General features: G+C 56.5%; 9 protein-coding genes and 1 tRNA gene. 3 read left to right on the top strand and 7 right to left on the bottom strand.

Going from position 1 to position 11,918, the window contains the following annotated elements; genetic code table 11:
* Nucleotides 1-22: 22 nt before the first annotated feature.
* The 6 genes from FHW16_RS27650 to FHW16_RS27625 form a co-directional block, all read right to left on the bottom strand.
* Entirely contained in the window at nucleotides 23-847 is an 825-nt protein-coding gene (locus FHW16_RS27650; protein ID WP_182552620.1) for a carbohydrate ABC transporter permease, read from the bottom strand.
* Between the two features lie 11 nt (nucleotides 848-858).
* Nucleotides 859-1,764, bottom strand: a complete 906-nt coding sequence (locus tag FHW16_RS27645) for a carbohydrate ABC transporter permease (protein WP_246712000.1) — start codon at nucleotides 1,762-1,764, stop codon at nucleotides 859-861.
* Between the two features lie 17 nt (nucleotides 1,765-1,781).
* On the bottom strand, nucleotides 1,782-3,107 hold the full coding sequence (locus tag FHW16_RS27640; protein WP_182552617.1) for an ABC transporter substrate-binding protein: 1,326 nt from the start codon (nucleotides 3,105-3,107) through the stop codon (nucleotides 1,782-1,784).
* 61 nt (nucleotides 3,108-3,168) lie between these two features.
* A complete protein-coding gene (locus FHW16_RS27635; RefSeq protein ID WP_182552616.1) occupies nucleotides 3,169-3,828 on the bottom strand; it encodes a GntR family transcriptional regulator in 660 nt (219 codons plus the stop codon).
* Nucleotides 3,829-3,858: 30 nt separating this feature from the next.
* A complete protein-coding gene (locus FHW16_RS27630) occupies nucleotides 3,859-4,749 on the bottom strand; it encodes a dihydrodipicolinate synthase family protein (protein WP_182552615.1) in 891 nt (296 codons plus the stop codon).
* 102 nt (nucleotides 4,750-4,851) lie between these two features.
* Entirely contained in the window at nucleotides 4,852-5,754 is a 903-nt protein-coding gene (locus FHW16_RS27625; protein WP_348643939.1) for a PfkB family carbohydrate kinase, read from the bottom strand.
* A 215-nt stretch (nucleotides 5,755-5,969) separates the two neighbouring features.
* Here FHW16_RS27625 and FHW16_RS27620 point away from each other — a divergent pair, with 215 nt between their 5' ends.
* Nucleotides 5,970-8,276, top strand: a complete 2,307-nt coding sequence (locus FHW16_RS27620) for a Tex family protein (protein WP_182552614.1) — start codon at nucleotides 5,970-5,972, stop codon at nucleotides 8,274-8,276.
* Between the two features lie 5 nt (nucleotides 8,277-8,281).
* Here the strand turns inward: FHW16_RS27620 and FHW16_RS27615 are convergent, their stop codons facing one another.
* Nucleotides 8,282-9,907 (bottom strand): MFS transporter, encoded by a 1,626-nt coding sequence (locus FHW16_RS27615; RefSeq protein ID WP_182552613.1) that lies wholly within the window; start codon nucleotides 9,905-9,907, stop codon nucleotides 8,282-8,284.
* 280 nt (nucleotides 9,908-10,187) lie between these two features.
* On the opposite strand from FHW16_RS27615, the gene FHW16_RS27610 reads away from it, so the two are divergent.
* Nucleotides 10,188-10,261, top strand: a tRNA-Gln gene (locus FHW16_RS27610).
* 122 nt (nucleotides 10,262-10,383) lie between these two features.
* On the top strand, nucleotides 10,384-11,814 hold the full coding sequence (locus tag FHW16_RS27605; protein WP_182552676.1) for a phosphomannomutase: 1,431 nt from the start codon (nucleotides 10,384-10,386) through the stop codon (nucleotides 11,812-11,814).
* Nucleotides 11,815-11,918 lie beyond the last annotated feature (104 nt).

Here is an 11,918-nt window from a genome sequence, read left to right as displayed (position 1 = left end):
TCCCTGTTCTTTAAAACGTGTTCTACCCGCCCTTGACGGCGCCGGCCGTAAGACCAGCAATGATCTGGCGCTGGGCAAAGACGGTCAGCAGCAGCACGGGCAATGTGACGACCAGCGCCGCAGCGGCCAGCGGGCCCCAACTGACCTGCTCAAATGAAAGCATGTTGTAAACCGCGACCGGCAAGGTTCGGGTTTCGCGGCTGGCCAAGACAATACCAAAGACGAAATTGTTCCAGGAGAAGATCACCGCGAGGATCAGCGACACCACAATGCCGGGCTTGGCAATAGGGAGTGCCACCTTGACAAAAACCTGCCAGGAGGTGGCACCGTCAATCATGGCAGCCTCTTCCAGCTCCATCGGCGTCGTTTCGAAATAGCCGATCATGATCCAGATCACGATAGGCACGGTCACCACCAGATGGATGATGATCTGCGGCCACAACGTTCCCAGCAACCCCATCGTCTGGAACAGCAGGAATAAGGGAATGAGGTAGGAAAGACCGGGTGTCATGCGTGCGATCATCACCACAATAGCAGCCTTGTCAGCACGCAGGCGGGCAATGCCATAACCGGCGGGTACCCCGACAAGCAGGGCCAGAAGTGTCGATATGCCCGTCACGACAAGACTGTTCCAGAAATAATGCAGGAAATCGTTCGTGGCAAAAATCTGGGTGTAATTCGACCAGGCAAAACGTTCCGGGATGAAGATCGGCGGATAGGCGCCATTGTCGATCTCATATTTCAACGACAGCGACAGCATCCAGAGAAAGAAGAAAATGGCGGGTGAAACAATCACGAACACAACGAAGGCGGTGCCCAGTGATTTCAGCGGACTACGGCGGGCCATCGGCTTCTCCTTCAGCTGTTCCATTTGGTCCGCTGACGCAGATAAAGCAGCGCCAGGGACATGGTGATGATGACGAGGAAGAAGACCACGGCAATCGCTGATCCATAGCCAATGTCGTAGTAGGAAAAGGCCACGTTATAGAGATAGATATTGATCGTCTCGGATGCCGTGCCGGGACCGCCCTGTGTCATGGCAAAAATGATGTCGAAGCTTTTCAGAGCATCAATGGAGCGGATGATCACTGCAACCATCATGAAGGGCAGAATCATCGGCAGGGTGATGTAGCGGAACTTCTGCCAGCCGTTGGCACCATCAATTTCCGCGCTCTCGAATGGATCGCGGGGCATGGAAGCCAGACCGCCAAGCACGATCAGCATCACAAGCGGTGTCCACTGCCACGTTTCCACAAGGACCAGCGACGGGATCACAGTCTTCTGATTGAATATCCATTCCTGCGGACCGATGCCGACCAGCGACAAGAGGTAATTGAGAACCCCGAGTTGCGGGTGGTACATCATGGTCCAGACGAGAGCGATAGCCACGGGCGTGGCCATCATCGGCATAACAAATATGCCGCGCAGCAGACCACGCATCGGCAATTTACTGTCGAAGATCAGAGCCGCGATGGTTCCAAAAAACAGAGGGGCGACGACGGAGAGAAGCGTATAGAGCACGGTGTGCCCCATTGATTGCCAGAAACGCGCATCACCTGCCAGCCGGGTAAAGTTCGCCAGCCCAACAAAGCTCTGTTCTCCGCCAAGGTGCCACTCATTGACGCTCATCCATAGGGTGAACGCCCAAGGAAACAGTATGACCGCCCCGACAATGACCAGCGCCGGAATGACAAACGGCCAGTAGCTCGGCTTGAGCCGGCGTTTGCCAGTTCTGGCTTTGGTGCTTTGTGTTTCGGTTGTCATGGTCGGGGCAGCGATTGTCATTTGCCCTCGCTGCGCGCGAGGATGGGGCGGAACTCTTCCGTTGCCCGTTTCATTTCCGTTGCGGGATCAGCTCCGCCGAGAAGGTTGGTCAGGCCGACACCCATCACGTCACGGAACTCGGTCACCGGGACGATAACTGGCAGACATAGCTGACTGACTTTGGCTGACGCCGTCAGCACATCAACCCATTCGGACGGCATGGTCACACCTTTGCGAACCTCCGGATCGTTCAGGATAGAGTTGCGGAATGGCACACCCGATCCCGTTTGCAGCAGGCGCGCGCCCATCTCCTTCGAAATTGCCCATTGGCAATAGAGATAGGCGGCCTCCTTCTTCGATGATCCCTCGGTCACACCGATGCCATCGCCGAACGTCGGCGCAGCCTGCACAGCCGGTCCCTTGGGCATGACGCCATAGCCAACTTTGCCGACGACCCGCGATTTCTCTGGGTTTTCCAACGGCGGCGCAAAACCGATACCGTCAAGCCACATGGCAACCTTACCTTGCAGGAAGCTCGACTGGCATTCTGCCCAGTTGAAGCCTGTCACACCGGGAGGTGCGGACTTGGTCATCAAACGCTGATACAGCGTTGCTGCCTCGATGGCTTCCGGCGTGTCGGTCTGGAGATTGCCGTCATCGATCGTGCTCTTGCCATAGCCGAGCATAAGACTGGCCCAGACAGGTGTATTGGCGTTCTTCATCCCACGCGCAACGAAGCCGTACGTGCCTTTGCTCGCATCCGTGAGCTTCTCTGCCGCACTCACAAGCTCATCGAAGGACTTCGGATACTCAATACCCTTGGCGGCGAAGAGCTCCTTGTTCCAATACAGAATCCAGTAGTCCACCGAGAAGGGCAAACCGCCGAAACGGCCATTCTTGTCTTTGGCAAAAGTAAGACCTGCCTCGGCGAAGTCGCTTTCAACAAGCGAAGGTTCCGTGAGACTCGGATCCTTCAGGAAAGGGGTCAGGTCGGCAAGCCAGCCGCCTTTTTCAAATTGCCGCTTCTGGACGTGATAACTGATATGGATAACATCGAAGCTTGGCTTGCCCGATGTCAGTTCGATCACGGCTTTCTGGCGCTGCTGTTGTTCCGGCGTCTGCTCTGAATTGACCTTGATTCCTGTCAATTCCTCGAATTCTTTCTGGTATTTCTGCAGAATATCGCCGCGCGGACTCTTGATGAGGTTAACCTCGAGGGTTGTACCTGCATATTTCTTCCAGTCTACATTGGCGAATGCCGGCTTTAGTCCGGCAAAGCTTGCAGCACCAAGCGCTGCTGAGCCGGCGAGAAACTGCCGGCGTGTCGGTTGAATCCGTTTCATGCGTATCATCCTCCCATGATCTATTTCAGTACCATAGCTCCCATTTCCGGTACCGTTGCATTTAAACTTTCAGAGCCAGATTCCTTGCATTGTTGATATGCTCGGCAATGGCATCCATCGCCGCTTGGGGACTGCGAGTCTCGATTGCCGTGATAACCGCCAGATGCTCGCGCATCACCGGAATGACACGGCCGGTGATGCGAAACCGCTCCTGATTGATCAACCGCATCTTGATGGCATTGATGCGATAGGCTTTTGAAATGATCTCATTGCCAAGAGAATCGATGATCGTGTCGTGCAATGACCAATCGATTGCCTGGGCTTGCAGTTCCAGTTCAGGCGTTTCTCCATCCTTGAGAGCCTTCTCCAGCGTCTCTTCATGTTCGCGCCGCAGCTTAGCCAGCACGTCGTCAGAAGCAGAAACACAGAACAGCGCAATGGCTTCTTTCTCCATGAAAACGCGAAACTGGAATGCCTCACGGATAAGGTTGATGTCGATATGGGCAATCTGTATGCCGCGCTGTGGAACAGTCTTCACCAATCCTTCGGCTTCAAGGCGGGGCACAACCTCACGGATTGCGCCCAAAGGCATTCCGGTCATGGCGACAAGCTGGCGCTGCGATACAAACTGCCCCGGATGAAAATCGCGGGCCAGAAGATGTTCAGTGAAACTTGCATAGGCTTTCTCACGCAATCTTACCGGCTCGCCACTGTCATCCATGCCTGTTCCTCCTCAGGACGTCATTCCCCGCTAGGCCGCTGCCGCAACAAACAGACGGTCAAAGACCATCGTCAGGTGCTTGCAATCGCCGTCAGGCAAAGCTTCAAGCGGACCACGCGTGCGCCGCCAGCCATCTTCGCCACGGTGATGGGCAACCATCGCCTTGACCGCCGGAATCACCGGATACTTCACCAGTTCATTGACAGCCGCAACCACCTCTTCATCATCACGGCCTTCGTCAATCATGCGCAAAAGACGCTCGGGATAGAGATTGGCCAGCCCCGAGATCGCACCCTGTCCGCCGAGCCGCACGCCGGCCGCAAGGCTGCGCTCGTCGCCGATGAGGATGGCAAGGTCGTTGTGCCGGGTCAGCATCTTTTCCGTGTAGCCCCAGTTGCCGGATGAGTCCTTTACTCCGGCAATGGCTCCAGGAAAGGCCTCCCGCAGGCGGGTAACGAGATCAACTGAAATCTCCACAGCCGTAACTGACGGCAAATTGTACAGAATGATGCCGCGAACGTCTGCGCCAATCGCCTTGAACGCTGCAGAATACCAATCAAAAAGACCGTTATCGCTGACATTCTTGAAATAGGAAGGCGGCGCAAGAAGAATGCCGAGGCACCCCGCATCCAGCGCAAACCGCGCTTCGTTCGCTGCGTCCACATGGGAGTTTGCCATGATGCCGACCACGATCTGTGATGGAGCGATGCCTGCTGTGATAAATTCCCTAATCACAGTCTGGCGCTCCCCGGCGCCAATAGACGAGCCCTCGCCTGTCGTTCCAAACAAGGTCACACTGCTGCAACCCCGCCGCAAGCAGGATTGCGCATGATCGATTGCGCGAGGCAGATCAATTGCCAGCGCCCCATCAAATGGCATCGTCAATGCCGCAGAAAGTCCGAACCGTTCAACCCGAGACAATGATTTTCCTCCCACCCTCTCAATAGATAAAGACTACTAACATGTTAGTTATGAGTCAACATGTTGCCACATACATTTTTATCCACTCAAATACAAATGTTGCTATGCGGAGAGAAACTGCACGACCTCATCCCGGGTCGGCGCTCCGGCACGTCCGCCAAACCGCGCACATTTGATGGCCGCGGCAGCGCTGGCAAAACGCATGATTTCTTCCATGGCGTGCCCCTCCGCAAGTGCCAGGGCAAAAGCGCCATGAAACACGTCACCGGCGGCCAGCGTATCCACCACGTCCACCGCAAAAGCCGGTATATGGTGCAGAATTCCCGCTTCGCCGTCCGACCAGTAGCAGCCCTTGTCGCCACCGGTAACAGCAACGAAACTCCGATAGCGTGCAGCCAAGGCAATAACTGCGCGCGCTATATCCGTTTCACCGGTAATAATCTCAGCTGCCGGTTCAGATGCGACAATGTGCGAGGCAAGCGGTAGCAGCCGTTCAAGGGTTTCCAGTGGCGCAACATCCGCATCAAGCACACCATAGATACCCGCCTCGCGTGCTGATCTGAGTGCACTTGCAGCGGCCAAAGGCCACCGAACGTCTGTCATCACCACATCGAATGCTCCCTCTTCGATCGGCGGAATTTGCTCCGGGGCGCTCACCAAGATCTTGTCATAGAAGGGTACAATCATGCGTTCACCTGATTTGTCGACAAAGATGGATGAGAAGGCTGACCGCGCGCCTTCGATGCGGCGGACAAACGTGCAATCAACGCCTTCATCTGCAAGTTCTGCGATCACACGGTCCCCCACATGGTCCAGCCCAGCCGAAGCCCAGAGAAATGCGCCGCCGCCGAGTCTTGCGATGGTCGCCGCCTGACTTGATGCCATGCCAGCGGCAATCTCCACAGCCTCCTGTGGAATGAATTTGCCGGGACCGGGCGGCAGCGTGTCCAGCCGAAAGATGGTGTCCATCGTCAGAGCACCAACGCACAGAATCCTTGGCTTCACATTTGCCTGCATCGCGACAATATCCATTTTGACTGAATCAGCAGAAGGTATTCGGCGATAAGGAAACGTTTCACCGCACACGTCAAGCCGGGCGCAATCGCTGCTGGAGTGCCCGAATTTTCCGTGGAACGCCGGGTAGCCGGCGAGATCAAACGATTGCCGATTGAGGCGGGCAGCCCTATGGTCGCCCTCCGATCATGTTTGATGAGACCAGTATGACTGCCACAACTGCCCGTATTGCGCGTATCATTGCCACTGAGATCAATGCCAGGCCTGAACAGGCCAATGCCGCGATTGAATTGCTGGATGGTGGCGCGACTGTTCCGTTCATTGCCCGCTACCGCAAAGAGGCTACGGGCGGGCTCGACGATACGCAGCTGCGGCTTCTTGACGAGCGGCTCGTCTATCTGCGTGAGCTCGATGCCCGGCGTGACACCATCATCGAATCGATACGCAGCCAGGGCAAGTTGACCGATGAGTTGGAAACCAAGATCCTGTCATCGGCTACCAAAGCCGAACTTGAGGACATTTATCTTCCTTACAAACCCAAGCGGCGCACGCGGGCGGAAATAGCGCGCGAGCGTGGGTTGGGACCGCTGGCTGAAACCATCTTGTCTGACCGGCGCACCGTTCCGGCTGAACTTGCTCAGACCTTCATTTCGCCAGACGTGCCGGATGTGAAAACCGCCCTCGACGGTGCACGCGATATTCTGGTCGAGACCTTCTCGGAAAATGCCGATCTCATCGGCCGCCTGCGCAATCACATGAAAGACAAGGCCGTTCTGCGGGCCAAGGTTGCCGATGGGAAACAGGAAGCCGGCGCAAAATTCTCCGACTATTTCAACCATTTCGAGCGCTGGGCAACCATCCCCAGCCACCGCGCGCTCGCCATGCTGCGCGGGCGCAATGAAGACGTGCTTTCTCTCGATATCGAAGTGGATGCCGACGATACGTCGCCGGTGAAGCCAGTCGAGCGCATGGTCGCCACTGCCTATTCCATCTCCCCAAACGGGACTGCGGCCGATAGCTGGTTGATGGATGTTGTCCGCTGGGCCTGGCGCGCGCGTCTGTCGCTCAACCTCTCGATCGATCTCATGACCCAAATGCGTGAGAAGGCCGAGGAAGAGGCCATCCATGTTTTCGCCCGTAATCTGAAAGACCTGCTGCTGGCAGCGCCTGCTGGCTCGCGCGCAACAATGGGCCTTGATCCCGGCATCAGGACCGGCGTGAAAGTGGCTATCGTGGACGGTACCGGCAAGGTGCTCGACACAACCACGGTCTACCCCTTTCCGCCGCGCAACGATGTCCGTGGAACGCAGGCCGAACTGGCGCGACTGATTGTCAAACACAAGATCGAGCTGATCGCCATCGGCAACGGAACCGGCAGCCGTGAGACGGAGCGCCTTGTCGCGGATATGCTCGCTGAGATGCCCTCGCCCAAACCATTGAAGGTGATCGTCAGCGAAGCCGGTGCGTCAGTTTACTCCGCATCGGCAACAGCCGCTGCAGAATTCCCGGATCTGGATGTATCGCTCAGAGGCGCCGTTTCCATCGCCCGGCGCCTGCAGGACCCGCTGGCGGAACTCGTCAAGATCGAGCCGAAATCTATCGGCGTTGGCCAATACCAGCATGATGTTGACCAGTATCGTCTGGCTCGCTCGCTCGATGGCGTCGTCGAAGATGCGGTGAATGCCGTCGGTGTTGACCTTAACACAGCTTCGGCCCCTTTGCTGGCCCGCATTTCCGGGTTGGGAGCTTCGCTGGCGGAGGCCGTGATCGCTTATCGCAATGAGGTCGGTCCGTTCAAAACGCGTCGCGATCTCCTGAAGGTTGCGCGCCTGGGGCCTCGTGCCTTCGAGCAATGTGCCGGCTTCCTGCGTATTCCTGACGGCACGGAGCCGCTTGATGCCTCAGCAGTTCATCCGGAAGCCTACGGTGTTGCCAAGAAGATTGTCAGTGCCTGCGGCCGCGATGTGCGTTCGCTCATGAATGACAGCGCCGCTCTGAAGACGCTCGATCCGCGTCTTTTCGTCGACGAGCGCTTTGGTCTGCCCACTGTTCGCGACATCATCGCCGAACTGGAAAAGCCTGGCCGCGATCCGCGCCCGCAATTCAAGACCGCTTCCTTTGCCGATGGTATCGACAATATCAAAGACCTGAAGCCGGGAATGATGCTTGAAGGAACGGTCACCAACGTCGCTGCCTTCGGCGCTTTCGTAGATATCGGTGTGCATCAGGACGGGCTGGTCCATCTGTCACAACTGGCAGACCGTTTCGTCAAGGATGCGCACGAGGTCGTCAAAGCGGGTGATGTGGTAAAAGTTCGCGTCGTGGATATCGATGTCAAACGCAACCGCATCAGTCTGACCATGCGCAAGGATGGCGGGGGGCCTGCACCAAGAGAGCAACGGGCTGACAACAACAGCTTCAAGGCGAAGCAGCCGGCACAAAATAAGCCGCAGCCATCGACAACACAGGGGGCTTTCGGCGCCGCACTCGCGGATGCACTGCGCAAGAAATAGCAACTCTAGTGCATATCCATGGGCGTTTTATGCGCAGCGATATCGTGCGGCAATATCGTTTGCCGCTCGATCATGCGATGCACACGAATTTCGCCGCCACGATGCAGTTCGCGAATCCGGTCGCCAACCGCCGCATCGGCCTGCGTCCGCCGTTGATTGTGGCGGACATATTCGACCCAGGTGGGCGTATGATAACTTTCAGTCCAGATCTCCGGATTCTCCAGATCGCGCATCAGAGCCCATTGCCCAGCCCCGTCCCGAATTCGCACACGCCGCCGGTCTGACATCAGCGAGAGAAACTCTGGAATATCCTCTTCGGCAATTACATAATCGATCATGATCACAATCGGTCCGCTGCGCGGCTTCAGGTCAAGCGCAAGAAGCGGCTCGCTGAACCGGTTAAGCGGATCGAGATTGAGCGACTTGAACTCCGGCAAGGCATAGCGAAGACCGATGATAGCGCCGAGCAGCATCAACACACCGGAAGCGATCAAAGCTTTGTCTGCTCCATATTGTTCGGCGGCGGCACCCCAGATCCAACTGCCTGCAGCGATACCCGCGAATGTTGTTGTTTGATAGAGCGACAAAGCCCGCCCCACCACCCAGCGAGGCGTCGACAACTGCACCGTGACATTGAACAGCGAGAGGGCGAGCACCCAGCATGCCCCCGCCAACAGCAGAGCGATATTGGTTGGCCAGACCGATGTGCTGAGCGCCGTCACGACGGCACTCACCGCAAACCCGCCAAAGGCATAGCGTACGATTGCTTCGCTTGAGAGAAACTCGCGCAGGCGCGCACTGAGAAGCGCGCCGCCTATCGCACCGATGCCGAACGAGCCCAGCATGACGCCATAAGTCAAAGGACCGCCTCGGACGAGATCACGTGCAACAAGCGGCAAAAGAGCCAGAATAGCACTGGCAGAAAGACCAAACACAAATCCGCGAATGACGACCTTGCCGATATTGGGTGACATGGCGACATAGCGCAGGCCCGCCGAAATAGCGCGTCCCAGTGATTCGCGCGGCAAAGGGCTGGGATCAATTTTCGGCTGCCAGCGCATCAAGGCGTAGATCACCGCGAAATAACTGACAGCGTTGACCGCGAAAGTTGCTGCGGCACCGGCGATGGCGACAATGAGACCGCCAATCGCGGGGCCGACGCTGCGTGTAATATTGAAACCCATGCTGTTCAGAGCGACCGCATTGGGAAGATCCTCACGGGGAACCATGTCGCCAACCGAAGCTTGCCAGGACGGATTGTTGAGGGCGGTTCCGCAGCCCAGCAGAAAGGTGAACGCCAGCAGAAGCCACGGCGTAATGAGCCCCAGATAAGCAAAAATGGTCAGAAACACTGAAACAACCAGCATGAACCACTGAGCCACGAGCATCACTTTGCGCCGGTCGAAATTGTCGGCCAAAGCGCCGGAGACAAGAGAAAAGATCATGATCGGCAGCGCCGTGGAGGCCTGCACGAGCGCGACCATATTCACCGAATCAGTGATGGAGGTCATCATCCATGCGGCACCGACCGCCTGAATCAGCGATCCGAAATTCGACACCAGACTCGCAATCCAGATGATGCGGAATGTGTCGTGCCTGAACGGGGCCAGTGGTGATAATCGGTCCGCCACCTCGTCTGCTTTCTCTTTGCTATGAATGGCAAATCAGTGCTGGAGACAGTTATAGGCCTGGTAGATCGGAATGCCAGCAGCCAAATCGCTCGACAGCGTATTTTCGATAGCCTGGCAACAAATTTCGCTACAAACGGAGCATTTTCAATTATTAAAATCGCTCATACGAGATAAAATGCACCGCAGCGCAAAAACCGTCCGAACAGGGGTTTTCATCCCGATCGAATTGGACTATATGACCCCGCACCGGCTTAATCAGCCACCGCACAAAAGCGGTTGTTGGGGAATAGGTTAACGGTAGACCCACGGACTCTGACTCCGTTAGTCCTGGTTCGAATCCAGGTTCCCCAGCCAATTTCTCCTCTCGGCGCTCTACCCCGTTTCTATGTCATTCCATCGATCGTTGTTGACTTTCGATCGTGCGCGGCTGACATCTTAAGCCAGTATCTTGCGGCAACAGCGTCAGTGGTTGTGACATTACAATGAGCAGTTTGAAATTTGGAACAAGCGGCCTTCGCGGCCTTGTAACCGAACTACCCGACGAGGTTTGCAAAGCTTATACTGTTGCATTCCTGAGGCACATGCAGAAAGTCAAAGGTGTAGCGTCCGGCAGCACTTTGCTCGTTGGCTACGATCTGCGTTCAAGCAGTCCGCGCATGACAGCTGCCTGTATATCGGCCGCACAATCTTTCGGTATGCAGGTGGAAAATTGCGGCCCTTTGCCGACACCCGCGCTGGCGTTTCGAGCACTTACCCTGAAGGCGCCGGCGATTATGATCACCGGCAGCCATATTCCTGCAGACCGGAACGGCTTGAAGTTCTATCGACCCGATGGCGAGATCGACAAGATCGATGAAGCAGGTATTCTTGCAGCTCTTGATCTGAAAGCAGAAGAACAGACAGGTTCTGACGGGCAGGTAGTAATCGTACCGGATGCGCTGCAAAATTATATCAAACGAAGCGTCTCCCTGCTGAAACCGGAGGTATTGGCCCGCAAGAGAATCGGTGTTTATCAACACAGTTCCGTTGCTGGCGATCTGATCGTCACCGTTTTGCAGAGTCTGGGGGCCGAAACCGTTGCCCTTGGCCACTCCACCATATTTGTGCCTGTCGATACCGAAGCGCTCCGTCCGGAAGATGTTACCTTCGCCGAAGATGCGTGCAGGAAATACAAACTGGACGCGCTGGTTTCAACAGACGGCGATGCTGACCGACCGCTCGTTGCTGACGAGAACGGCATTTTCATTCGCGGCGACAGCCTTGGCCTTCTGACGGCGCATTTTCTCGATGCCGATGCCGTCGTTACACCGGTAACCTCCAATACGGCCATTGAACTCAGCGGCCTCTTCACCAAAGTCTATCGGACGCGAGTCGGATCGCCCTATGTGATTGAAGGCATGGAGCAGGCAGACCGGGACGGGTTCAAGCGAATCGTGGGCTTTGAGGCCAATGGTGGGGTACTGCTAGGTTCTTCATTGACCATGCCGGGTGGAACACTGGACGCGTTGCCAACGCGCGATGCCATGCTCCCCATCCTGAGTGTTCTGGGCATGGCGGCTGGCAGGAGTGTTCCGGTATCAGCATTGCTAAGGGATCTGCCCGCCCGCTTCACACGCAGCGGCCGTCTGGAACACGTTCCATCAACAGTCAGCGATCCATTCCTGCAGGGCCTGTGTGACAGCACGCGCCGCGATGCGTTCTTTGCGGAGCTAGGCACGATCAAGGAGAATGACGCCATTGACGGTGTGCGCGTTGTGCTCTCGACCGGCGAGGTGATCCACTATCGTGCATCGGGAAATGCGCCGGAATTGCGCTGTTATGCAGAGGCATCCAACGACAGCCGCGCTGAAGAATTGCTTCACTGGGGATTGAAGAGTGCTCAAGAAACCTTGAACACACCCTCATGATCCCGGATTGCTCTAACTCGACTGCAACAGCCGTTTGACTGTGGATGTGGTTGACTGCTCCCAGGACGGGGCTTTCCAGCCGAACATGCCGTGGAATTTCTCCG

The sequence above is a fragment of the Phyllobacterium myrsinacearum genome (genome assembly GCF_014138285.1).
Classification (GTDB): domain Bacteria; phylum Pseudomonadota; class Alphaproteobacteria; order Rhizobiales; family Rhizobiaceae; genus Phyllobacterium; species Phyllobacterium myrsinacearum_A.
Note: the sequence above shows the minus strand (reverse complement) of the source record. Positions and strands in the feature narration are given on the sequence as shown.